Source organism: Sphingobacterium sp. SRCM116780 (genome assembly GCF_021442025.1).
In the GTDB taxonomy this organism is placed as follows: domain Bacteria; phylum Bacteroidota; class Bacteroidia; order Sphingobacteriales; family Sphingobacteriaceae; genus Sphingobacterium.
On the sequence record NZ_CP090446.1, the window covers coordinates 45,715 to 71,307 of the forward strand.

At 34.5% G+C, this 25,593-nt stretch carries 21 protein-coding genes; 13 read left to right on the forward strand and 8 right to left on the reverse strand.

What is annotated here, in order from left to right:
- Window positions 1–20 precede the first annotated feature (20 nt).
- The 5 genes from LZQ00_RS00200 to LZQ00_RS00220 all read left to right on the forward strand — a co-directional run bounded on the left by LZQ00_RS00200 (window position 21) and on the right by LZQ00_RS00220 (window position 7,949).
- A complete protein-coding gene (locus LZQ00_RS00200) occupies window positions 21–3,575 on the forward strand; it encodes a SusC/RagA family TonB-linked outer membrane protein (protein ID WP_234510784.1) in 3,555 nt (1,184 codons plus the stop codon).
- Window positions 3,576–3,586: 11 nt separating this feature from the next.
- Window positions 3,587–5,206 (forward strand): RagB/SusD family nutrient uptake outer membrane protein, encoded by a 1,620-nt coding sequence (locus tag LZQ00_RS00205; protein WP_234510787.1) that lies wholly within the window; start codon window positions 3,587–3,589, stop codon window positions 5,204–5,206.
- Between the two features lies 1 nt (window position 5,207).
- On the forward strand, window positions 5,208–6,119 hold the full coding sequence (locus LZQ00_RS00210) for a putative zinc-binding metallopeptidase (protein WP_234510789.1): 912 nt from the start codon (window positions 5,208–5,210) through the stop codon (window positions 6,117–6,119).
- A 5-nt stretch (window positions 6,120–6,124) separates the two neighbouring features.
- A complete protein-coding gene (locus tag LZQ00_RS00215) occupies window positions 6,125–6,970 on the forward strand; it encodes a DUF4302 domain-containing protein (protein ID WP_234510791.1) in 846 nt (281 codons plus the stop codon).
- A gap of 547 nt (window positions 6,971–7,517) precedes the next feature.
- Window positions 7,518–7,949 (forward strand): PH domain-containing protein, encoded by a 432-nt coding sequence (locus LZQ00_RS00220; RefSeq protein ID WP_234510793.1) that lies wholly within the window; start codon window positions 7,518–7,520, stop codon window positions 7,947–7,949.
- A gap of 60 nt (window positions 7,950–8,009) precedes the next feature.
- Here the strand turns inward: LZQ00_RS00220 and acs are convergent, their stop codons facing one another.
- Window positions 8,010–9,926 carry an acetate--CoA ligase gene (gene acs / locus LZQ00_RS00225; protein ID WP_234510795.1) on the reverse strand — a complete coding sequence of 639 codons (1,917 nt, stop codon included), beginning with the start codon at window positions 9,924–9,926 and terminating at the stop codon, window positions 8,010–8,012.
- 178 nt (window positions 9,927–10,104) lie between these two features.
- Here acs and LZQ00_RS00230 point away from each other — a divergent pair, with 178 nt between their 5' ends.
- Window positions 10,105–10,986 carry a hypothetical protein gene (locus LZQ00_RS00230; protein ID WP_234510797.1) on the forward strand — a complete coding sequence of 294 codons (882 nt, stop codon included), beginning with the start codon at window positions 10,105–10,107 and terminating at the stop codon, window positions 10,984–10,986.
- A gap of 131 nt (window positions 10,987–11,117) precedes the next feature.
- On the opposite strand, the gene LZQ00_RS00235 is transcribed toward LZQ00_RS00230, so the two are convergent.
- Genes LZQ00_RS00235 through rsmA form a run of 3 tightly spaced genes read right to left on the reverse strand, consistent with a single transcriptional unit; the run spans window position 11,118 to window position 13,995 of the window.
- Complete coding sequence (locus LZQ00_RS00235; protein ID WP_234510799.1) at window positions 11,118–12,047, reverse strand: NAD(P)-dependent oxidoreductase; 930 nt, start codon at window positions 12,045–12,047, stop codon at window positions 11,118–11,120.
- Complete coding sequence (locus LZQ00_RS00240; protein ID WP_234510801.1) at window positions 12,047–13,204, reverse strand: FAD-dependent oxidoreductase; 1,158 nt, start codon at window positions 13,202–13,204, stop codon at window positions 12,047–12,049. Before LZQ00_RS00240 ends, LZQ00_RS00235 begins: the two co-directional genes overlap by 1 nt.
- A gap of 14 nt (window positions 13,205–13,218) precedes the next feature.
- A complete protein-coding gene (rsmA, locus tag LZQ00_RS00245; RefSeq protein ID WP_234510803.1) occupies window positions 13,219–13,995 on the reverse strand; it encodes a 16S rRNA (adenine(1518)-N(6)/adenine(1519)-N(6))-dimethyltransferase RsmA in 777 nt (258 codons plus the stop codon).
- 61 nt (window positions 13,996–14,056) lie between these two features.
- On the opposite strand from rsmA, the gene LZQ00_RS00250 reads away from it, so the two are divergent.
- The 5 genes from LZQ00_RS00250 to miaA all read left to right on the forward strand — a co-directional run bounded on the left by LZQ00_RS00250 (window position 14,057) and on the right by miaA (window position 18,796).
- The gene (locus LZQ00_RS00250) at window positions 14,057–14,548 is read left to right on the forward strand and encodes a GNAT family N-acetyltransferase (RefSeq protein ID WP_234510805.1); all 492 of its coding nucleotides are present in this window, start codon (window positions 14,057–14,059) and stop codon (window positions 14,546–14,548) included.
- 69 nt (window positions 14,549–14,617) lie between these two features.
- Window positions 14,618–15,673, forward strand: a complete 1,056-nt coding sequence (pdxA, locus tag LZQ00_RS00255) for a 4-hydroxythreonine-4-phosphate dehydrogenase PdxA (RefSeq protein WP_234510807.1) — start codon at window positions 14,618–14,620, stop codon at window positions 15,671–15,673.
- A 116-nt stretch (window positions 15,674–15,789) separates the two neighbouring features.
- Window positions 15,790–17,220 carry a CCA tRNA nucleotidyltransferase gene (locus LZQ00_RS00260; protein WP_234510809.1) on the forward strand — a complete coding sequence of 477 codons (1,431 nt, stop codon included), beginning with the start codon at window positions 15,790–15,792 and terminating at the stop codon, window positions 17,218–17,220.
- A gap of 74 nt (window positions 17,221–17,294) precedes the next feature.
- A complete protein-coding gene (locus LZQ00_RS00265) occupies window positions 17,295–17,879 on the forward strand; it encodes a plasmid pRiA4b ORF-3 family protein (RefSeq protein ID WP_234510811.1) in 585 nt (194 codons plus the stop codon).
- Window positions 17,879–18,796 (forward strand): tRNA (adenosine(37)-N6)-dimethylallyltransferase MiaA, encoded by a 918-nt coding sequence (gene miaA / locus LZQ00_RS00270; RefSeq protein WP_234510813.1) that lies wholly within the window; start codon window positions 17,879–17,881, stop codon window positions 18,794–18,796. Before LZQ00_RS00265 ends, miaA begins: the two co-directional genes overlap by 1 nt.
- Before the next feature lie 113 nt (window positions 18,797–18,909).
- On the opposite strand, the gene LZQ00_RS00275 is transcribed toward miaA, so the two are convergent.
- On the reverse strand, window positions 18,910–19,980 hold the full coding sequence (locus LZQ00_RS00275; protein WP_234510815.1) for a branched-chain amino acid aminotransferase: 1,071 nt from the start codon (window positions 19,978–19,980) through the stop codon (window positions 18,910–18,912).
- Between the two features lie 384 nt (window positions 19,981–20,364).
- On the opposite strand from LZQ00_RS00275, the gene LZQ00_RS00280 reads away from it, so the two are divergent.
- A complete protein-coding gene (locus LZQ00_RS00280; RefSeq protein WP_234510817.1) occupies window positions 20,365–20,511 on the forward strand; it encodes a hypothetical protein in 147 nt (48 codons plus the stop codon).
- Window positions 20,512–20,576: 65 nt separating this feature from the next.
- Here the strand turns inward: LZQ00_RS00280 and LZQ00_RS00285 are convergent, their stop codons facing one another.
- The 3 genes from LZQ00_RS00285 to recJ are packed head-to-tail and all read right to left on the reverse strand — an operon-like array spanning window position 20,577 to window position 24,599.
- Window positions 20,577–22,091 carry a GH3 auxin-responsive promoter family protein gene (locus LZQ00_RS00285; protein ID WP_234510819.1) on the reverse strand — a complete coding sequence of 505 codons (1,515 nt, stop codon included), beginning with the start codon at window positions 22,089–22,091 and terminating at the stop codon, window positions 20,577–20,579.
- A gap of 18 nt (window positions 22,092–22,109) precedes the next feature.
- The gene (gene lptB / locus LZQ00_RS00290) at window positions 22,110–22,850 is read right to left on the reverse strand and encodes an LPS export ABC transporter ATP-binding protein (RefSeq protein WP_234510821.1); all 741 of its coding nucleotides are present in this window, start codon (window positions 22,848–22,850) and stop codon (window positions 22,110–22,112) included.
- A gap of 48 nt (window positions 22,851–22,898) precedes the next feature.
- Window positions 22,899–24,599 (reverse strand): single-stranded-DNA-specific exonuclease RecJ, encoded by a 1,701-nt coding sequence (gene recJ / locus LZQ00_RS00295; protein ID WP_234510823.1) that lies wholly within the window; start codon window positions 24,597–24,599, stop codon window positions 22,899–22,901.
- A gap of 113 nt (window positions 24,600–24,712) precedes the next feature.
- Between recJ and LZQ00_RS00300 the strand changes: the two genes are divergently transcribed.
- Window positions 24,713–25,492: an MBL fold metallo-hydrolase gene (locus LZQ00_RS00300; RefSeq protein WP_234510825.1), complete on the forward strand. Its 780-nt coding sequence runs from the start codon at window positions 24,713–24,715 to the stop codon at window positions 25,490–25,492.
- Window positions 25,493–25,593 lie beyond the last annotated feature (101 nt).

Sequence of the window (25,593 nt, forward strand, 5' to 3'; positions counted from 1 at the left end):
TTTGCAAACCTTTACGTATTATGAAAATTAGTACTTTTTTAATGTTTGCTTTTGTTACCGGTGTCCAAGCTGAAGGTATTGCACAAAAAGTCAATCTTAACCTTAAAAATGTTAAGGTTGAAGATGCATTATCAGCTATTGGTAAGCAAACAAAACATCGTTTTCTTTACAGTGATGATGTGACAAAAGGAGCGAAGCTCATTAGTTTAAATTTAAAAAATGCAAGCCTTGAAGATGCTCTTCAAGAGGTGTTAAGTGAAAACAACTATTCTTACAAGATTATTGCGAATACGATATCTGTAAACGCTGCAAATACAAAGAATATTGTTAATAATGAACTTCAACAATCAGTATCTGGTACTGTCCGAGATAAAGATGGTAAAGGACTGAGCGGTGCTACAGTTTCTGTTAAAGGGGGGTCAATTTCCACGCAGACTGATGAAAATGGTAACTTTAGAATTAACGCAGCTGGGAACGCCATATTAATCGTTCGTTATGTTGGGTATGCGGGGAAAGAAGTATCTGTTGGAGGTCGATCAACAGTATCTGTTGTGCTTGAAAGTAACGATCAAAAAATTGATGAAGTTGTCATTACCGGATTGGGAGGAAAGATTGATCGCCAAAACTTTACGGGAGCAACCGCAAAAGTTAATATGAAAGATGTAGAGCTGGGAGGGATGCCTGATCCAAGTAGATCTTTAGAAGGTCGAGTAGCAGGTGTTTCAGTTCAAAATACAACCGGAACATTTGGTACTGCCCCTAAAATTCGTGTACGTGGTGCTACTTCTATCTATGGTAGTTCTAAGCCTTTATGGGTTGTAGATGGAATTATTATCGAAGATGTGAACGACGTTTCTTCTGATGCGCTTTCTTCTGGAGATGCATTGACACTGATTAGTTCTGCTGTTGCTGGATTAAACGCAAATGATATCGAATCCTTTCAAGTGTTGAAAGATGGCTCTGCAACCTCTATTTATGGTGCTCGCGCCATGGGGGGTGTAATTGTTATTACAACTAAGAAAGGAGCGGCTGGAAGAAATTCGTTTAATTATTCAGGAGAATTTACCTCACGAGGAATTCCAACATATAATAATTTTAATATTATGAATTCCCAAGAACAGATGTCTTTCTACCAGTTCTTACAACAAAGGGGTTGGTTGAATCTGTCTGATCTTTCCGTAGCTTCCGAAAGCGGGGTTTACGGCAAAATGTATCAATTGATTAATTCTGGTCAATTGGAGAATACTGAAACTGCTCGGAATTCTTATTTACGTGAAGCTGAATATAGAAATACAGATTGGTTTAAAGAATTGTTTAGTCCAACAATCATGCAAAACCATTCTGTAAGTATGTCTAGTGGTACCGATAAGGCGCAATATTATACATCTTTAAGTGCAATAGATGATGCTGGATGGGCAAAACAAAGTGGAGTAAAGCGTTATACAGCTATGTTAAATGCCAGTTATAATCTTTTTGATAATTTAAAATTTAATATTTTATCAAATGGATCATATCGAAATCAACGTGCTCCTGGTACTTTGGGGCAAAGTATTGATGTGGTAAGTATGAAAGTCAAGCGAGATTTTGATATCAATCCTTATCAATATGCGCTGAATACCTCACGAACATTAGATCCTACACAATCTTATACTCGAAATTATGCTCCATTTAATATCCTAACAGAATTGGATAACAACTACATGGATATTAATGTGGGTGATTATAAATTTCAAGGTGAGCTTTCTTGGAAGGTAGTAAAACAGCTTGAGCTTACGGCAATGGGAGCTATGCGTTATCAACAAACTTCGCAACAGCATTATATAAAAGATTATTCAAATCAGGCTTTAGCTTATCGTTCGATGGAGACGACAGTAATAAGAGATAGAAATCCTTATTTATATACTGATCCTGACAACCCTTATGCTGTGCCAGTCTCTATATTACCTTCTGGAGGTATTTATAACCGTCAGGATTATAAAATGTCTTCTCAAGTTTTTAGGTTTAATTTTAATTACAATAATACATTTAACGAAGTTCATAAATTATATGCATTTGGAGGAGCTCAAGTAAATAATGATGTTCGTAATAACGAGCGGTATCGTGGTTGGGGAATTCAATATGAGTTGGGAGAAATTCCGTTTACTGACTATAAAGTATTTAAGCAAGGTCAAGAGCGTAATACAGAATATTTTAATATTAATAACACACGCAATCGTGAAGTTGCTTTTTTTGGTCAGGCAAATTATACTTATGACAACCGATATACCGTTAATGGAACGTTCCGTTATGAAGGAACAAACCGTCTCGGTAGAGCTACTTCGGCACGTTGGTTACCAACTTGGAACGTAGCAGGTCTTTGGAATGTACATAATGAAAAATTTTTTAAAGATTTAAACTCACCAATTAATACGTTAGCTTTAAAAGCATCTTATAGTTTGACCGCAGACAGAGGACCTTCATCTGTTACAAATTCTAAAGCAATTTATCAAAGTTATAATCCATGGAGACCTAATACTGTTGATAAAGAGACAGGGTTGGAGATTGATCAATTGGAAAACTCTATGTTGACTTATGAGAAGAAAAAGGAATTAAACATTGGTGCTTCCATTGGCATGTTTGGAAATAGAATGGCTATTGACGTCGATTATTATACAAGAAAGCAACATGATTTGATCGGTGAGATAAATACGCAAGGCTTAGGAGGGGAGATTACAAAATATGGTAACATTGCGAAAATGAATTCACATGGTCTGGAAGTGAGTCTTGCGGGTACTATCATAAGTAATGATCAATTTTCTTGGACTTCTAATTTTATTTTTACTCGCGCAGTCAATAAAATTACAGAAATGGAAAATCACAAACGTGTTGTTGATTTGATTTCAGGTAATGGATTTGGAATTCAAGGGTATCCAGTAAGATCTTTATTCTCGATACCATTTGAAAGATTAGATGTCAACGGTTTACCTATTTATAAAGGACCGGATGGAAATACGACAACAGGTATTAATTTCCAAGAGAGCGATAATATTTCCTATTTAAAATATGAAGGACCGACAGAACCTACTACAATGGGAAGTTATAGCAATATCTTCGGATATAAAAATTTTAAACTTAATGTATTCTTTACCTATTCATTCGGAAACGTGGTACGTTTAGATCCTGTATACAAAACGAAATATACTGATTTGACAGCTACAACGCGAGAGTTCTATGATTCTTGGACTGTACCAGGTGATGAGCTGATTACGAATGTTCCGGTCATATTAGATACTCGATTCGATAGAAATAATAACGAATATGAATATGCATACAATGCGTATAATTATTCTACTGTAAATATTGCAAAAGGCGATTTTATACGATTAAAGGATCTTTCATTAAGTTATGACCTTCCTAAACATGTCGTTAATTCATTCAAATTAGCATCCTTGGGCTTTCGGTTTAATGTAACGAATCTTTGGTTGGTTTATGCAGATAAACGATTAAATGGACAAGATCCTGAATTTATAAATTCAGGTGGGGTTGCTTTACCGATACCAAGACAATATACGTTGACTGTTCGAATGGGACTATAAAATTAGAAGTTATGAAAATAAAACATTTATATATATACATAATAGCTAGTTTATTTGTTACAATTACGTCTTGTAACAAATATCTAGATGAACTTCCTGATAATCGTGCTGAATTAAATAATGCAGACAAAATTTCGAGAATTTTGGTATCTGCGTATCCAACCAGTAGTTATATCATGCAAACCGAATTGTCATCGGATAATACAGATGATTATGGATCAACTAATCCCTATTCAACTAGGATACTGGGGCAAATCTATAACTGGGAAGATCAGACTGAAAATGATGATGATGCGGCAAATGCATTTTGGGAGGCTTCATATAAGGCAATAGCAAGTTCAAATGCAGCTTTATCCGCGATTAAAGAAGCTGGAAATCCGACTTCTCTTAATCCACAAAAAGGAGAAGCATTAGTAGCCCGAGCTTACAATCATTTTATGTTAGTTAATGTATTTGGTCTACATTATAGTAAAACAACATCCAAAACGGATTTGGGAGTTACTTACATGCTTGAACCAGAAACTACTTTGTCACCTAAGTATGAGAGAAATACGGTTGCTGAGGTTTATGAATTAGCCGTTAAAGATTTGGAGGAAGGTATACCATTAATTGATGATTCCAAATTTGTAAGTAGTTCTGCAGCGAAATATCATTTTAATAAAACCGCTGCATATGCATTTGCTGCTAGGTTATATTTATATATGGGTGAATGGGAAAAAGCTGCAGACTATTCAACCAAAGCATTGGGAAGTGATGCTACTGCTTCTTTACGCAATTATGCTCAAATTGTTCCATTTACTTCGGTTTTCAATAATACTAGCAGAGAATATAATTCAAGTACGTTGAAAGCAAATTTTCTTGTTTTGACATCTGGATCAAATATAGGAGCGACTTTTGGACCATATTATGAGAATTCTAGATTTAATCATAACGCGTATCTTACAAAAAATGAAACTTTGTTCTCAAGTGCACCCTATTTGGCAAAGCAATATTGGCCATTGATTGAAGCGGGACAGACGGTATATAATGCACTTAACTATCGTATTAGGGCTTATATCTATAGCGGTACCAATTTAGATAAATCATTATTGCCACATGTGGCATATATGTTTGAATACACTGATCCAGTAGCAGGAATAGGATTCAGAAGAGCGGTGGTCTCTGAGTTTACTTCTGAGGAAGCGGTGTTGACTCGTGCTGAAGCAAATATTCATCTAAAAAAATATGCTGATGCCTTGAAAGATATGCAATTATGGGCTGGTAATACGGTTAATTTTGCATCAACTATGACAGAAAGTATAATTAATGAATGGGGAGATCATTTTGCTTATTATACACCAACAGCTCCAACACCGAAGAAAAAATTTAACAACAAAGATTATATAATCGATCCAGGCACGCAAGAGAATATGCTTCATGCAGTTTTATATATGCGTAGAATACAAACTTTACATGTTGGATTGCGTTGGTTTGATCTTAAGCGTTATGGTATTGAGGTCAACAGAAGAACATTATCTGGTGGAAAAGTTGGATCTGTTTCTACCAACGTTTTAAAATCGGACGATAAAAGACGGGCAATACAATTACCATTAGATGTAATCAGTGCAGGTTTAACTCCTAATCCAAGATAAGATGAAAAGAAAATTAACATTAATGATGTTGGGCATGGTGTTATTGGGAACAATCTCATGCAACAAAGAAGATAAATTAGACGCTAATAGTGTATTTGTTGATTCAGAAATAGAGCAAAATGAATTTGATAAATATATCTATACAAATTTTACAAAACCTTATAATATCGATATTTTGTATAAATATGTTGATCGCGAATCAGATTTAGATTATAATTTGGTACCAGCTCCTTATGAGTCATCTATTCGAATGACTAAGTTATTGTCCTATCTGGGACTAGAACCTTACAATGATTTAACAGGAAGTAAAGAATTTATTCGTAAATATTTTCCGAAATTGTTGAATTACATAGGGTCGGTCGCAGTAAGAAATAATGGTACAGTTGTTCTCGGTACGGCTGAGAATGGTGCTAAAATGTCTTTATATAATTTGTTGGATCTAAATGCAGAGACAGGTCAGGATAAAGATTATTTGAATTATTATTATTTCAAAACAGTCCATCATGAATTTCAGCATATTCTAAATCAAACGAAGCCTTTTCCTTCTGATTTTCGAGCTATCACAGGGTTAACGTATGTTGATGATGCTTGGAATACAGTATATCCGAATAGTGCTGCAGGAAATGCGAATGCGATATCTGCAGGATATATTTCACCATATGCATCAAAGGCTGCTGAAGAAGATTTTGCAGAGCTTTATTCATTCTATATTACTAGAAGTCAAGCAGATTTTAACGCAATGTTAAATATTCCTGGAGCAACAGATGCAGGTAAAGCAATTGTTATCAAAAAATTGAATGTTGTCAAAACATACATGAGGGACAATTGGAATATTGATATGGATAAGCTGCGTGAAAATATAATAGCAAGAATGGACAAATTGGATACTTTTGATCAAACCTCTTTAAATTAATAGTTATGAAAAGAAAGTCAATATTTATATTATTTTTTGGATTGCTATTATTAAATAGCAGTTGTGATAAAAAACGAGATCGCTTTTTTGAGGATAATCCTACTGAGCGACTAAATGAAAGTGTCAATAATGCCTATCAGATTCTTAAATCTCAACCAAATGGATGGATTATGCAATATTATCCTAGTGGTGACTTAGAATATGGGGGTTATAATTTATTTACGAAATTTACTTCAAATGAAAAAGTAGAATTTCAAGCAGATTATATTCCTAATTTTATTGAAAGTGATTATAGTAAACAAGTAAGTACTTACAAAGTTTACCCAAGTGCTGGGCCAATTTTGACATTTGATACTTTTAATGAGATTATTCACTTTTTTGGTTTACCAGGAGCATACACGGATGAAGGTGCTGTTGATAGTGGTACGAAAGGAGATTTTGAGTTTTTGGTTCTGAAAGCTACTGCTGACTCTGTTATCTTACAAGGCCGCAAAACATTGAATCGTATTGTAATGTTACCTATCAAATCGAATCCTGAAGTTTTAATAAAGAAATATCAAGATAACGCAGCTAAATTTGATGCTTTTTTTGAATATGCTGTTGAAGTTGGAGGGAAATCATACGCGGCATATATTTATTCAAATCTAAATCGTGCTTTTGTATTTGATGATCCTGAAGATGAAAATATTTATTCTTACGTATATACAGAGAACGGACTTGAATTCTATAAGGAATTTTCAATAAAAGGTGTAAAGGTTAAAAAGATGACCTATGTTGCACCTACAGCAGCATATCCAGATGGTTATTTTGAAAATCCGGAGAAGACTGTTAAATATGTTCCAGTAGGATAGTGTTTCTATGTTTATTTAATAAGCCTTTCCAGATTTTCTGGAGGGGCTTTTTATAAATAATAGAATAGGACATCAATAATGCTCATGGTTGATTGTCAGTAATATTCATTAATGATTAAATAATAATTTTTGAAATGTTCTAAAACTATATCCAAAGTTTATTTATGAAAGAAAAACAACAATCTCATATAGTCTATTATGTATCTATGATTACCTTAATTTTTTTTACACTAGTGATTATTTCGTTTACATTTTATTCAGTCTCACCGCAATGGCTTATCGTTATCTCAGGAGTATTTGGAAATCTACTGATGATACCAGCTATATTATTAGTTATCTTACTGTTAGGGATATCACTCTTTCAAATTTTGATAAGAAGAACGTATCACTATCATTGGCTATTAAGCTGTTTATTTAATTTAATGAGTGTAGGAATAATGTTTTTTGGGGATTATTTGATAAAATAAGATTACTTGGAATTTTCAATATGAGACTCTTTCCATAGTCTAATAATATATTTTTCTGAACAAAATAAATCAATTTAACTATGACTTATAAATCACGTATTCCACTGACAAGCTACTTTTGGGGACTTCTGATGCTCACTTTTACGATATGGCTATCGTATCCGTCTATGCAAGAGGGTAGATTTTTTGGAATGATTTTCTTTGGATGTCTTTCAGTTGCGGTATGGTATTTCACTTTTATATTCCCGAGTTACAAGATTGAAGGAAAAAAACTTCTTGGAAGAAGAATCGGAACTAATATGAATATAGAAATCAATACAATCCGAAAGATTGAAATGTATACGCATTTGTGGGGTATCGGAATATTTAAACCTGTTCAGAAAGGGTTGTTAATTCATTACGATCGTTTTGAGGATGTATTTGTTAATCCAGTAAATCAAATTGATTTTATTAAGCATTTACGTACAATTAACCCAGATATTGAATTAGTAGGGAAAGACATGGTTGCATGATTTATACAGAAACAAGCCTCCTATCAAAGGAGGTTTGTTTCTGTATAAATTTATTATTGATTACTTCTTTAAGTTTCCAACACCTTCAATAATCTTCTCCACTACTGTAGGATCTTGCAGCGTCGAAGTATCTCCTAAGTTAGTCGTTTCACCTTCTGCAATTTTTCGAAGGATACGGCGCATAATTTTTCCAGAACGGGTCTTCGGTAGATCGGATACAAATTGGATGATATCTGGCTTCGCAATTGCACCAATCAATCTCGTAATGGTTTGCATAATATCCTTTCGTGTACTCTCTTCATCAATATGATGATTGGCAATTACATAAGCATAAATACCCTGTCCTTTTACAGGATGTGGGTAACCTACAATTGCGGATTCGACAACGTCAGAATGCATGTTAATCGCATTTTCAACTTCAGCAGTACCGATGCGGTGTCCAGAGACATTTAATACATCATCTACACGACCTGTAATTTTGTAATAACCTTCTGGATTTCTATAGCAACCATCACCTGTGAAATACATATTTTCGTAAGTCGCAAAGTAAGTTTGACGACAACGTTCATGATCCCCCCAAGTCGTACGTAACATACCAGGCCAAGGGAACTTGATACATAAATTTCCGGAAACATCGTTACCTTCAATTTCTTTACCATTTTCATCCATTAATGCAGGTTGTACTCCTGGTAGTGGCAACATTGCATAACCGGGTATGGTTGGTGAAATACCTGCCATAGGAGCAATTAAAATACCTCCATTTTCGGTTTGCCACCATGTATCAACAATAGGAGCTTTTCCTTTACCTACTTTGTTATTATACCAGTGCCAAGCTTCTTCATTGATAGGTTCTCCAACAGATCCCAATTTGCGAATGCTACTTAGATCTTTACCCTCAATAAATGAATCTCCAAAAGCCATCAATGAGCGTATAGCCGTCGGTGCAGTATATAAAATATTGACTTTAAATTTATCGACAATATCCCATAAACGACCTGCGTCTGGATATGTTGGTGTACCTTCAAACATTAACGATGTAGCACCCTGTGATAATGGACCGTAGATAATATACGAGTGACCAGTAATCCAACCAATATCCGCGGTACAGAAATATACTTCGCCTTGTTGGTATTGAAATACGTTTGCAAACGTGTAGCCCGTATAGACCATGTAGCCTCCTGTTGTATGCACAACCCCTTTAGGCTTTCCTGTAGAACCTGAAGTATATAAGATAAACAGGGTATCTTCAGCGTCCATCTCTTCTGCTGGACAAGCTGGATTTCCTTGTGTTTCTACTTTCTTAATTTCATCTTCCCACCATACATCACGACCTTTGATCATGGATACAGCTGTACGTGTCCTTGTTAATACAATAACTCTTTCAATTGAATCACATTGCATTAAAGCATCATCTACAATGCTCTTTAACTCCAATACTTTTTGACCACGGTAGCTACCATCGGAAGTAACGACTAGTTTACAAGCAGCATCATTGATACGGTCAGCAATAGATTGTGCCGAAAAACCGCCAAAAACAACGTTATGAATAGCGCCAATACGTGCACATGCTAAGGTTGCAATAACCAGTTCAGGAACCATGGGCAAATAAATACATACACGGTCTCCTTTGCGAATATTGTTATTTTTTAAAACAGTTGCAAATTGCTCTACTTTGTGTAAAAGTTGCTTATATGATAAAATACGATGAGCTTCACTAGGATCATTTGGTTCCCAAATAATGGCAGGTTTATCTCCTAAATTATAAATGTGACGGTCTAGACAGTTCTCTGTAATATTTAATTTACCTCCTTCAAACCATTTTACATTAGGTTCTGTGAAATTCCAATTCAGAACATTTGTCCATTTTCTTTTCCAAAAAAAGTTCTCCGCTATTTCTCCCCAAAAAGATTCTGGATTTTCGACACTTCTTTTATAAACTTCTTGATATTCTTCAAATGATTTGATTTGTAAACTCATATTTTGGTCTTATTAAATTCAATTCCATAAAAACCTGCTTCTTTAAGAAAACAGATCACTTTGGAATCAGCTAATTTAGTTTTTTTTGTGGCAATTGTCAATTTATAAACTTTATAATTTAAGATTTAACTTTTTTATAACACTATTGTTATCTTGCTTAGCAAATAGATTCATTCATATGAACATATTAAAAAAGCTATATTATTTTTTTATTTTTAGCAATATACTGATTGCTTTGGCGGCGGCTTCGCAATGTATACTAACCTATATCATTCTGGAACAGGAGGTGAATTGGTATATTGTTTTGATTGAAGGAACCGCTACTCTCGCACTTTATAATTTTAGTTTAATCCTATCTAAACCTAAATATCCTGAACAATCAGCTTTTGCTAGAACGCGTTGGATTTTTAAAAATGAATGGTTCTTATGGATTAATACTTTTGTAGCAGTATCTATTTGTCTATGGAGTCTCTTGCATATCCATCTTTATTCCTTCTTCTTTTTAGGTGTTATTGGAGCTATTAGTGTCCTGTATAGTTTTCCTATTATTTTATTGAACGGGAAATGGGGAGGGTTGCGACAAGTTCCAGCGCTAAAAATATTTCATATTGCCTTGGTTTGGGTATTAAGTAGTGTTTTTCTTCCTTATGTAGAATTACGGAGTACCCATATTCTTGTTCATATGGATATCTTATTGTACATAACATTTTTGAAGTTTATTTTCTTAATTATTTGTACCCTTCCTTTTGATATTCGAGATATAAAACAAGATTCTTATTACCATCTTCGTACATTACCTAGTATGTTAGGAGAAAAAAAAGCCAAACATTTATGCTATTTGTTATTGTTAATCCATAGCCTTCTAATCCTTTTTGTTCCCTATTTATTGGTGTTTAAAATAGGACTATTAATAACAAATGTTATTATTTATTGCTTACTGAGGTTGGTTGTTTTCAAAAGTAATGAACATTATCATTATGCTTATTTATTAGATGCTAGTTTGGTTTTGCAATTTGTTATTGTCAGCACCATACCTTGGATTACAGCTGTTACTGTTTAAGGTAAGTTTATATGTATGGTGAATATCTTCTTTTACGAGTTGAGTTTTGAATAATGAAGTCTGTCACTCACTTCTTGGCTAATGTGAAATGTATCAGACAGAAGATGTACTACTTAAATAACGATTGTTTTCTAATTTTCCAAAGCAATAATCTTTTCTGCGACTACTTCAGATAACTTGTAATAACTTTCAAATGTCCATCCGGCAATATGAGGACTTAGTATTACATTGTCTCTCTTGATAAGATCTGTATACCAAGTTTGTTCAGCAAGTGCTGGAAACTTTTCTACTGGTAATACATCAAACGCTGCTCCAATGATTTTCCCCTCATCCATAGCTTTTAATACAGCAGGAACTTGAACAATTCCACCACGTGCACCCATTAAGAAAAATAATGGTTTTCGAAAATGGTATAGATATTCATCATTAATCAGTCCTTTAGTCTCTTTGGTTAAAGGAATATGAAAACTTAATACATCTGCTTTTTTTACAATTTCTTCCATCGAAACCTCGGTTGCATATTGATCTGAAAAACCGGTTTTATATTTGTCATAAGCAATTACATGAACATCAAATCCCGAAAGTTTTTTTGCCATAGCCTGTCCATTGTTTCCATAGCCGATTAATGCAACAGTTCTTCCTTTTAATTCATACCCTCTATTTGGTTCTCTATGCCAGAATCCGTCTTTAATTTCCTTATTCCCGCGGTTCAGATGGTTCATCAGGTTCAGTAACATGCCAATCATATGTTCGCCAACAGCATCGCGATTACCCTCATTAGCGCTGATTAATTTGATTCCTTTAGATTCGGCATATGCTTCATCAATATTGTCCATCCCAGCACCACAACGAGCAATAAACGTTAAATTACTTGCTAAATCTATGAATGCCTGATCTACTTGAAATTTTGAACGGATAATTAATCCCGAATAATGAATGATATGTTGTTCTGCATCTGCTCTCGTAAAATCTGGTTTATAATCAAATGAGATTCCAGCAACGGCTAATTTTTGCATCAGAATAGCATGAGCATCATCAACGATTAATATTTTAGTTTTCATCACGGATTATTGATTGTCATAAAATCAACACTTAAAAGTGTTTTTAATTTATACTGTTTAATTTTTTCAGGTAACATCTTCATGAATGCATTTCGAGTGGCAATACATAGTGGGTTCTCCCATTGTGCTATTTTTCCTATGGACCATGATGTTTCCGTAATATAGCGTGTCCTTGCTAATCTTCTTTTTTCAAAATGTTGGAAAGCCAAAGGTACGTCGGAGGTTTTCTTTAGCTCATCGACCAAAACCGCAACATCTTCTATCGCTTGACAAGCGCCTTGTCCCATATTCGGAGTCGTAGCATGTCCAGCATCTCCGATGAAGAGGATATTCCCCAAAGCCAATTTCTCTAAGGGTTTGATATCAATAATATCATTCCAAATGAGCTGTTCGTCTTTTGTTTCTTGTAAAATCGTTCCAATTGGTGCATGATAGGAAGCAAAGTTTTCCTGTAAATCTTTAATGGTATACTGGCTATATTTTTTGCTATTTGATTCTGCGTTAATACATGCATACCAGTAGATTTTGTTTCCTACTAAAGGGGTCATACCAAATCGTCCTTTACTTCCCCAGGTCTCAGACCCTATTTTGAGTTGAACACTAGCATTATCGATAGTCGCTCGCCAGCAGGTATATCCAGAATATCTGGGTTTTGAATGTGGAAGTAAAGACTGTCTTAATTGAGATTTGACTCCGTCAGCAATGATCAGGTAGTTGGTTTGATGGACAGTTCCATCTTCAAAGAAGATGCTAATTCCCTGCGCATTCTGTTCTACTTTGAATGCTCTTTTTCCTAAGTGTAAGGAATTTGGATCAATCCGTTGCAATAAGAATTGATGGAGATCTGCTCGATGTATTGCAAAATTATCTTGATTATATTGGGCACTGATGGTGTTGGTATCTGGTGCTGCAAGAATATTTCCTTTCTCATCTAGAATATTGTAGGTTTCTAAATAATGTCCTAAGGGAACAACCCCAGATTTTAGATCTAAATACTCCAATGCTTGCATGGCATTTGCGGCTAGACCAAATCCAGCACCAATACCTTTCAGTAGTTTAGCACTTTCAAAAACACATACTTGTAAACCAATTTGATGGAGAGCGATTGCAGCAGTTAAACCTGCAACACCACCTCCAATGATGGTAAAGGATTTCATGAATTAAAATTTAATTATACATTCGCAATTTCATTCGTTAATACAATGAAATCATTTACTGTCAGGCGTTCAGCTCTTAATTCATATAATGGATTATCAGACATTTTGTCTTTCGTGACAACTGCAGATAGTGAGTTTCTTAATGTTTTTCGTCTTTGATTGAATGCTGCTTTCACAACTCTCCAAAATAGTTTTTCATCACAAGCTAATACATCACGGTCATTTCTGGTCATACGGATCACTCCAGAAAGTACTTTTGGAGGCGGATTAAAAGCACCTGCTTTCACCGTAAATAAGTATTCTACATGATAGTAAGCTTGTAAAAAAACACTCAAGATTCCATACTCTTTACTTCCAGCTTTCGCTGTACAACGTTCTGCAACCTCTTTTTGGAACATCCCTGTCATCTGCACAACACGATTGCGTTCATCCAATATTTTAAATAAAATCTGAGAAGAGATGTTATAAGGAAAATTGCCAATAATGGCTATTTTATCGCCAAAATGTTGAGAAAAATCTAAGGTTAGAAAGTCACCATGTATCAAACGGTTTTCCAATTGAGGATATTTGTCTGCCAAAAATTCAATAGATTCATCATCCACGTCAATCATCCACGTTTCGTAGGATTCTTTTTGTAAAAGAAAGTCAGAAAGAACACCCATTCCAGGACCCACTTCTAGTACTTGCGTAAACCCCAATTTGGGATCCAATGCATCGACTATTTTTTGTGCTGCATTTTTATCATTTAAAAAATGCTGTCCCAAATGCTTTTTAGCTCTTACCGTACTCATATATGATTGTGTTTCCTACAAATATAGCTAACTTGGATAGGATAATAAAAATGCGAATAAAATGAATACGAATTTATCTGGAGTATCTCTTATAACATATGAAGATAAGCATTTTGAAAAATTGACTTATCCATTGGATGAAATACAAAGTCAGTTTACCAAAAGTGTTTATCAAAACATTGTAGTTGACGAAATACTAAATAATAAAAATAAATTTCCTATAACAATTCTTTATAGACAGGAGCCAGTTGGTTTTTTTGTATTGGATAAAACTGCTGATCACCTGTTGGTAACAGCTAATCCTTTCTCTATTTTATTGCGAGGACTATCTATAAACCCTGACTTTCAGGGTAAAGGAATTGCAAAGCAAGCGCTACTCTTATTGAATTCTTTTGTGAAAACATTATTTCCAGGAATAAATGAGATTGTATTAACCGTTAATACAAATAATATGAAAGCTTATCATTTATATTTGCATATAGGCTATATCGATACAGGTAGGTTTAAGGAAGGAAGATATGGCTTACAACATATGCTATTTAAGCGAATTTGATATTTCCTTTGATGCTTGACTATTTCATATAATTTTAATTACTTTTGAATCAATAATTTCATTTTTACTATGGCTGACAAATTAAAAATAGGTATTACAGTAGGAGACATCAATGGTATTGGATTGGAAGTGATCATAAAATCCTTATTAGACAATCGTGTTTTAGAATTTTTTACACCGATTGTTTATGGTAATACAAAAGTTGCGTCTTTTCATAGAAAAGCATTAGGCGTTAACGATTTTAGTTTTAATGTCATTAACGATCCTGAACAGGCAAATCCTAAACGTGCAAATATGATTAATTGTTGGCAAGAGGATGTCAAAATTACTTTAGGAGAGGAAAATGAAATAGGAGGTAAGTATGCTTTTATTTCACTAGAAAAAGCTGTTGAAGATCTGAATGCAGGGAAAATTGATGCGCTTGTAACTGCTCCAATTAATAAACATAATATACAACAAGAAGGCTTTCACTTCCCTGGACATACAGAATATCTACAAGAGAAAACAAATGCAGCTGATGTATTGATGTTTATGATCTGTGATGAATTGCGTGTTGGTGTTGTGACAGGACATATTCCTGTTAAGGATGTTCCAGAACATGTTACTGAAGAAGCAATTTTGAATAAATTGGAATTGATGAATACAAGTCTTAAAAAGGATTTTTGGATTCAAAAGCCCAAAATAGCTGTTTTAGGTCTTAATCCTCATGCAGGAGATAACGGAGTTATCGGTATTGAAGACGATACTGTCATTCGACCAGCGATAGAAAAGGCGAATGAAAAAGGAATACTATGCTTTGGACCTTATCCTGCTGACGGTTTTTTTGCAAACCGTGCTTATGAAAAGTTTGACGCTGTATTGGCGATGTATCATGATCAGGGGTTGATTCCTTTTAAACATATTGCAAACCGTAACGGAGTGAATTTTACAGCAGGTCTTCCAATTGTACGTACTTCTCCAGATCATGGAACAGGTTACGATATCGCAGGTAAAAATTTAGCGGCTCATGAATCATTTATGGAGGCTATATTTCAAGCTGTTCATATTGTAAAACATCGTCGCGAACAAGCTGAATTGTCTCAAAATCCATTAGCTTTTCGTAAGCTTTCTAGAGATCGCGACTAAAAACGGTCGCTGAATTCATTAGTCTCATGTGCTTATATCATCAGACTAATGTCTATTTTATAATAATTTCCTTACTTTTGCATCCTAGTGTTTTTTTAAAGACCTAGATTCATGCTATGAGTGATAATTTACAACATCCTATTTTCCCAATCATTAAAGAGTTAGCCGAAAAAACAAATACGGAGTGCTACGTCATTGGCGGTTATGTGCGCGACCATATTATGGGACGGCCTTTTAAAAATGATGTGGATATTGTTGTTGTAGGAAGTGGAATTGAATTTGCTACTCAGCTGGGAGATAAATTGAAAACAAAAGTCGCTGTTTATAAAAGTTTTGGAACAGCGATGTTAGTTTTTGAAGGATTGAATGTAGAGTTTGTAGGTGCTCGAAAAGAATCTTATCGTAGAGATTCTAGAAAACCAATCGTTGAAGATGGTACTTTGGAAGATGATCAAAATCGTCGCGATTTTACCATCAATGCTATGGCATATTCTCTCAATAAAGATAATTATGGCGAATTGTTGGATCCATTTGATGGCGTAAATGATTTAACATTGAGAACGATACGTACACCATTAGATCCTATTTTGACCTTTTCTGATGATCCTTTACGTATGATGCGTGCCATTCGTTTCGCTACACAGTTGAATTTTAAAATTGATTCCAAGGCTATTCAAGCGATTACTGATACCAAAGATCGTATTCGTATTATTTCCAAAGAACGTATCATTGATGAGCTCAATAAAATAATTTTGTCTAAAAAACCTTCTATTGGTTTCAAATATTTATTTGATACAGGTCTGTTAGCGTTGGTTTTTCCAGCCATGCAAAATTTGTATGGAGTAGAGATCATCGATGGAAAAGGTCATAAAGATAACTTCTATCATACATTGGAAGTTTTGGATAATGTGTGTGAAACAACCGAAAATCTTTGGTTACGATGGGCTGCAATCATGCATGATATTGCAAAACCTGCGACAAAGCGATTTGATAAGAAATTAGGTTGGACTTTCCATGGACATGAAGATAAAGGAGCTCGTATGGTTCCTAAATTATTTTCAGAATTGAAACTTCCTCTGAATGAGAAAATGAAGTTTGTTCAAAAATTAGTTTTACTACATTTAAGACCAATCGTGCTGGCACAGGATATTGTTACCGATTCTGCTGTACGTCGGTTATTGTTTGAGGCTGGTGACGATATTGATGCTTTGATGCAATTGTGTCATGCTGATGTAACGACAAAAAACGAATATAAAAAGAAAAAATACCGTCAAAATTTTGAATTAGTTAAGCAAAAACTAAAAGACGTAGAAGAGCGGGATCAAATTAGAAACTGGCAACCTCCAATTACTGGAGAAGATATCATGGAGATATTCGGTATCAGTCCTGGGCGTGAAGTGGGAAAAATAAAAAATGCAATTAGAGAAGCAATTTTAGAAGGTGAAATCCCGAACTCAAAAGTTGAAGCGTATCATTTTATGGTCAACAAAGCACAAGACATGGGATTGACCGTTAGAAAGGCATGGGATTTGAGTCCTACATTTTAATAAAAAAAATGTAATTTTAAACGCCTCAATTCAATTGAGGTCCATTATTTTTAATAAACAAACTAATATTAGAAATGGCTATTTATAGATTTAGAGTCACTTTTGAAGATTATGAGGATGTATATAGAGAGATTGATATGCTCTCTAAACAAACTTTTTTAGAATTACATCATGCTATTCATAAGACAACTGCTTACGAATTTGAGCGTACATCTTCCTTTTATGTAAGTAACGATCAGTGGAAAAAAGGAACTGAAATTGCTCTTTTACCAACTACTCGTAAAGTTTCAGACGGTGTTTTATTGATGGAAAATGTGCGTTTAAGTAAGTTTATCGATGATCCCCATCAAAAATTTTATTATATCTATAATTTTGACAGTCCCTATGAATTTCATGTGGAACTGGTTAAAATTTTGAAAGAAGAGGAAGGTAAGGATTATCCGATTGTTTTTAAATCAATTGGTGTCGCCCCTAAATCTTTGGCTGCAGCTAATTTTCCTGTTGTTGATCCATTAGACGATGACGACGAAGATGAGGTATTGGTTGATGAAACACAATATGGAGTTGATGATGACGAAGAGTTTGATTTGTTCGATGGAGATGATGAGGAGGAAGAGAAACCTGAAGAAGAGAATAATGGTTCGTTTGACGAATATTAATGTTAAATACCCTCAATAATAAAAAAACTTTAATCGCCATAGTAGGTCCTACAGCTGTAGGGAAAACTGCTATGGCGATTCAGCTTGCTCAATATTTTGATACAGAGATCATCTCTGCAGATTCAAGACAATTCTATCGTGAAATGAGTATTGGTACAGCTAAACCGACTAAATCTGAGTTAAGTCTTGCTCCTCATCATTTTATTGATTCTCATTCTATTGAAGAAGATTATTCAGCGGGCGATTTTGAAAGAGATGCATTGGAAAAAATTAAAACCTTATTCCAAACGAAAGAAATAATGATCATGGTGGGTGGTTCCGGTTTATTTGTTCGGGCAGTATGTGAAGGATTAGATAACCTGCCAAAAGCGTTGCCTAAAACCCGGGAACAGTTAAACCAAAGATTCGAAAATGAGGGAATCATACCTCTTCAAGAATATTTGAAAACAGTAGATCCAGTTTATTATAAACAAGTGGATAGTTCAAATGTACAACGCGTTATTCGTGCTTTGGAGGTTTTTGAAACGACAGGTTTACCCTTTTCTAGTTTTCTTCAAAATACGAAAGCAAACAGATCTTTTGATATCATAAGTATTGGATTGAACATGGATCGAGAGGCATTATATAATCGTATCAATTTGCGTGTAGATATGATGCTGAAAGAAGGTTTATTGGAGGAAGTAAAATCGTTGCTCAAATATAAAAATAAACCCGCTCTCATGACTGTTGGCTATTCTGAGTTATTTGATTTTTTAGATGGTTATATTTCTTGGGAAGATGCGGTTGCGAAAATCAAACAAAATTCAAGAAGATATGCCAAAAGACAATTGACTTGGTTTAAAAAAGGCGGAGATACACAATGGTTTGATCCTAAAGATCAGCTAGGTATTATAGATTATATTCAATCGCAGGTTTAAATGTAAGGTATAGAGCTATTCAACCATTTTGTGGATTTGGTTTATTATATAAATAAAAAGCGCTGGATTAAATATATTTAATCCAGCGCTTTTTATTTATGGTGATGTAATTTTTATTTTACAAGCATATTCCAACCAAATTCATCTGGAATTCTTCCATAACGAAGATCATCCAAGTACGTTAGCACTTTTTTAGAAAAATCACGACTATCAACTGATGGTAATTGGAACAGTTCACCTTCATAACCAATTGTTGCTATAGGTGTTAACGTAGCAGCAGTACCAGCTGCAAATGCATCTGTAACAATACCCGCTTTAATACCATCAATTAATTCTTTTACTGAAACCTTACGTTGCTCTGTTTTATATCCCCAGCTTTCTGCAAGTTCCATAATTGTACGACGTGTTACGCCATGTAATATCGTATCTCCATGAGGAGTGATAATACAGTCACCAATGCGGAAGATTAAGTTAGCTGTTCCAGCCTCCTCAATGTACTGATGTTCTGATGCATCTGTCCACATTAATTGATCAAAACCTTCATCGTTTGCTAAACGTGTAGGGTACAAAGATAATGCATAGTTACCTGCATTTTTAGAGAAACCTACACCACCCTCTGCAGCACGTGTGTAGTGCGTCTCAACCTTTAATTTTAAAGGAGTACTATAATAAGCACCTACTGGGCTTGTGATGATAATAAATTTATAAGAAACTGAAGGATGAACACCTAAAGCTGCTTCAGTACCAAACATAAAAGGGCGTATATATAAGGAAGTTCCAGGGGCATTTGGAATCCAGCTACTATCTGTTGCTAATAATTCTTTTAAACCTTCTAAAAAGATTTCTTCAGGAACCTCTGGCATTTCCAAACGAGCCGCGGATTTGTTGAATCTTTCCCAATTTTTTTCAGGACGGAAAATACTGATGGTGCCATCTTGAAATTTATAAGCTTTTATTCCTTCAAAAATAGCTTGTCCATAATGAAGTGCTGACATGGATGGACTAATATTAATATCACCATAAGGAACAATGCTGACATCTGTCCATGCTCCATTTTCATAATTGGCGACCAACATATGGTCGGATAATATTTTTCCAAATTTTAGATTGTTAAAATCTACTTGCGAGAGTCTCGATTGTTTTGTGGGCTCTACGCGAATTGAATAATTTTCTGTCGCGCTCATTATATTTTAATTATATATGCTAAAGTATGAAAAAAACTGTGAATTTGAAGCAAAAAACTCCTGTTTATCAGAATTTATTCTGATTCAATCATTTTTATTATGTTATAGTAAAAATGTCCATTTTTTAGGATGCAACGCTTTTTTTTATAGACATTTTTTTACTTGCTATATAAATCTAACTGGCTGTTTAGAAGCATTTTTAGCATGGATTATGAGATTTAGATTTCGTTAATATTAAATTTATATGAATTAATGTGAAAATTATGATGTGGCATGTTATTTGGTTTATGCACAGTCGTCACTTGTCATAAAGACAATTGATTTTTTAGGCGCTAACGTTTCTAATCACATATTCAGTAATAAACAAATTAAACGAATGAAACCATGCAGGATCTAAACAGTAAAAACAATGCATTGGAAAAAGATGAATTAGAGTTTGATCAAATGACTGCTGTGAAAGAAAGAGGATTTTCGCTAAATTTTATTTTAGGATTTCTTGTTTTTCTTTATAAAACAGCTATCAAACCGTAAGTACTTTCATATTTTTTCAATTAGACAAGTACTCGAAAGGACAAGGAGAGGTTATAAAATCTCTCCTATTTTTTTATAATTTCTAGAATTGGATCTAAGTAATCTCGATTGTTTGATAATCTTGGAACTTTATTTTGCCCACCTAATTTACCTTTTGATTTCATCCATGCAAAGAAGGTATCTTTAGGAGCATTGTGAATAACAGGAAACTGTAAAGCCATATTTTTATACCGTTTGGCATCGTAATCCGAATTAATCTCCCTTAAAGCTTCATCCAATAACTTACAGAAAGTTTCAAAATTATCAGGCTGTTGTTCAAATTCTATGACCCACTCATGAGCTCCAGCTTCGCCTTCTTTAAAATAAATTGGACCTGCAGTATAATCTTTTACAATCGCATGTGTGATATCACTAGCTTTTTTTATGGCATCTTCCGCATTATCGACGATCAATTCTTCTCCAAACGTATTAATAAATTGTTTTGTTCGTCCTGTAATTTGAATACGATATGGAGATAGCGTTACAAATTTAATCGTATCACCAATCATATATCGCCACAAACCAGCATTTGTCGAAATGATTAATGCATAGTTTTTATTTAACTCGACCTCATGTAATCCCAAAGTTTTTGGATTTTCATCGTAAAGATTTTCCATGGGTAGAAATTCGTAATAAATACCGTAATCAAGCATTAATAATAACTCATCAGAATCTGATAAATCTTGAAGAGCAAAGTATCCCTCCGATGCATTATAATTTTCTAAATAATACATCTTTTCTGAAGGAATCAACTTTTTAAATTGTTCGCGATAGGGTTTAAAACTTACACCCCCATGTGTGTAAAACTCTAAGTTTGGCCAAACTTCAAGCAAATTATCTTTCCCCGTTATTTCTAAGATTCTCTTTGCCAATACAATATTCCAAGTTGGTACACCAGCTAGGTTGGTTACATTTTCATGAATGGTTATATGGGCTACTTTTTCTATCTTCTCTTCAAAATCAGGTAACAAAGTAACTTCTAAATTTGGAGTTCTTTTAAATTCAGCCCAAAAGGGTAAATTTCGTAAAAGAATAGAAGATAAATCTCCATAATAAGAATCAGAACTGAAACTATTAATTTGAGAACTACCACCTAATACCACCGATTTCCCACTGAAAATTTGACTTTCCGGTTTGTTATTGAAATAGATGGTCAACATATCTTTGCCTCCCTGAAAGTGACATTCTGTTAACGACTCCTCACTTACAGGTATAAATTTACTGCGATCTGAAGTCGTTCCTGAAGATTTCGCGAACCATTTGATATCGGAAGGCCACAAAATATTTTGCTCGCCTTTGATCATGCGGTCTATATAAGGTTTTAAAGAGTTATAATCTTGTATTGGAACTCTATTTTTAAATTCTTCAGGTGTTAAAATGCTATTATAGTCGTATTTTTTTCCCCATTCTGTCGCTTCTGATGATGATATTAAACTTTGAAACCATTCTTCTTGTACATCATGCGGATATTTCATAAACAATTCAATTTGATGAATTCTTTTCTTCATGAACCAAGTTAATAGAGAATCTAATATTGCCATATAAAGTTGGGGTGAACGTTAGATATTTATCTTTTTTCGACGGAGTTCGAAATGTTGACCTAAGTAGAATTTACGTGCCATTTCATTACTTGCAATCTCTTCAGGTGTTCCTGCTAACATGATTTTCCCCTCTGTCAATAAATATGCTCTGTCAGTAATCGATAGCGTTTCTTGTACATTATGATCAGTAATCAGAATACCAATGTTGCGTGTCTTTAGTTTTGCGACAATTGTTTGAATTTCCTCAACAGCAATTGGATCGACCCCCGCAAATGGTTCATCTAATAAAATGAAAGCAGGGTTTGCTGCCAAAGCTCGTGCAATTTCTGTACGACGGCGTTCTCCTCCAGATAATAAGTCACCTCTGTTCTTGCGTACACGGTGTAAACTGAATTCAGATAATAGCTCTTCTAATTTTTCTAAACGTTCCTTCTTGTTAGGATAATGAATCTCTAATACAGCTAGAATATTGTGTTCTACAGAGAGTTTTCTAAAAACGGAGGCTTCCTGAGCAAGATAACCAATGCCTTTTTGCGCACGCTGATACATGGCATCTTGTGTAATTTCTTGATCATCCAAATAAACATGACCTTCATTTGGCTTTATTAAGCCGACGATCATATAAAAAGAAGTTGTCTTTCCAGCTCCGTTTGGCCCCAAAAGACCAACAATTTCTCCTTGCTCTACTTGGAAAGAAACATCGTTAACAACAGTGCGTTGTTTGTATTTTTTGATGAGATGCTCTGCTCTTAGTATCATTTGATTAGTATTTTAACTCAAGACAACAATCTGATTATTGCAAATATATTAATATCGAATCCCTTTTATGTTTAATTGTAAATTCTTTTTGCCTCGCCACACATTTTCCTCTATACTATAACATATGTCAAAAGGTTTTCCACAATTGATAATTTGAATATGTTCTGCAAGACCAAAACCAATACAATCAAAAGAAGCTGAATTTTCTTGTTTAACAGTCATTTTTAAATGATTGGAGCCTACTAAATAAGATACTCCTATTAAGCTTACTTTTTGACTTAAAAAAATAGGACTTTCGTTCTGTGGGCCAAAGGGTTCGAATTGACTTAGAATACGATAGAATCTGGCATCAATATCATTCAGGTGAAGCTTTGTGTCAATCAAGATTTCTTGCGTTAACATTTCAGGCTTGATTAATTTAGTTACCACTTGTTCAAAACGATCTTGGAACAATTTGATGTTATCCACTTGCATTGTCAAACCTGCAGCATATTTATGACCTCCAAATTGATCAAGTAAATCACTACATTCACTTAAAGCTTCATATAAATCAAAACCAATTACCGACCGACAGGAACCTGCAATATGACCATTCGTTTCAGTAAGAATGATGGTCGGTCGATAATACCTTTCCGTTAGTCTGGAAGCAACAATACCAATAACACCTTTGTGCCAATCTGATTTATAGAGAACCGTTGATTTTCGCATTCTCAGTGTCTCATCTTCATCAATAATAGACAATGCCTCTTCCGTTATTCTAAGATCAAAATCCTTTCGTACATTATTTTGATCATCGATATTAATACTAAAATCTTTTGCTTCTTGCAATGATTTCGAAATCAATAATTTTACAGCATCTTTAGCATGATCAATTCGACCAGAAGCATTGATACGAGGTCCAATTTGAAAAACAATATCATTTACAGTGAATGTCTTTGTTTTATTGGTTGACAAGTCAATTAATGCCTGAAGACCGCAACAAGGATTAGTATTTAATTTTATAAGACCAAAGTGGGTAAGAATTCTATTTTCACCTGTAATAGGAACGATGTCAGATGCAATACTGACTGCTACCAAATCTAGATATTGATAACAGACATCAAGCGACATATCATTTTTTAGTATGAATGCTTGAATAAGCTTAAAACCGATGCCACATCCCGACAATTCTTTATAAGGATACGTACAGTCCTTTCTTTTCGGATCCAAAACAGCACATGCCTGAGGAAGCTCATCTCCAGGAAGGTGGTGATCTCCAATAATAAAATCAATGTTTTTTGAGTTTGCGTATTCGATTTTATCATTTTCCTTGATGCCACAATCAAGTGCAATAATTAAAGAAAAACCATTTTCATGTGCATAGTCGATTCCTTGAGTAGAGATACCATAACCTTCTGCATAACGATTGGGGATATAAAACTCGATGCGTGAGTGAAATTCTCTAAAAAAACTGTAGACTACAGCAACCGCTGTAGTTCCGTCTACATCGTAGTCTCCATAAATTAGAATTTTCTCATTTTGACCAATTGCTGTTGTAATTCTTGCAATAGCTTTTTCCATATCTTGCATTAAGAATGGATTGTGCAACTGATCTAAAGATGGTCTAAAGAAGTGTTTAGAAGCCTCAAAAGTCTCAATATTTCTACTGACTAATAATTCTGCTAGTATTGGATTAATACCAAGCTCATCGCGTAATTTATTGACTTTTTTGACCTCACTTTTAGATTTTAGTACCCACCTTTTTTGCATATCTTTGCATCATAATTATGTGTAAATATACGTTTTGTCCCTTGACTAACCTAATTATAGAATAGGCTAATCATGAGGGAGTATATAACACTCAAGTTTCCAATAAATTAAAGATGATACAAGCATATTCCTTATTTGAAGGCTCGTTTTCAGTTGATGCTTCGAAAAAATTTGTTCCTTTTGATCCTGCTATTCATAATGCTAAAGATCGACCTGCCTCAATGTTTATTCACGTTCATCCATTTCTGATTGAAACAAGCGATGGGCTAGTTTTATGTGATACAGGGTTAGGTTTAACAGCTGAAGATGGCGAATTATTGATTTATAAAAATATTAAAAAAAGAGGCTATGAGCCTAAGGATGTCAAATACGTGTTGATGTCGCATTTGCATAAAGATCATGCAGGAGGAATGGTTGTCTTTGTTGATGGAGTTGCAAGGATCGCATTTCCTGAGGCAGAATATATCGTACAACGAGGTGAGTGGGAAGACGCTTATTCAGGAAATAATGATTCTTATCGTACCGATATTTTTGATGTGGTCCAACGGAGTGGTAATTTGCATTTGGTAGAAGGAGATGGTATTGTTAATCATGAGATTAGTTTTAATTTGAATGGAGGACATACCCGAAATCATCAAGCTTTTCATATTGAAACAGGAGGAGAACATTATTTCTTTGGGGGAGATGTATTACCTGAGCCTGAAGAGATCTTTCATAATTATATTGCAAAATATGACTATGATGGTCGTCGATGCAAAGAACTACGTCAGGAATATTGGGAAGAAGGTGCTCCAAAAGATTGGATTTACCTCTTTTATCATTCTAAAAGTATTGCGGTAGGAAAGCCAGCTTTACGGACAGATGGAAGTTATAAACTTATCGAAGCTAAATAGCAAAGAACGGCTGCTCAGGAATAACATCGGGCAGCCATTTTTTTTAATATCCGTTCTTAAATTGTATTATAGGTTTCTGTTAAACCGATGAGAAGGGCAGA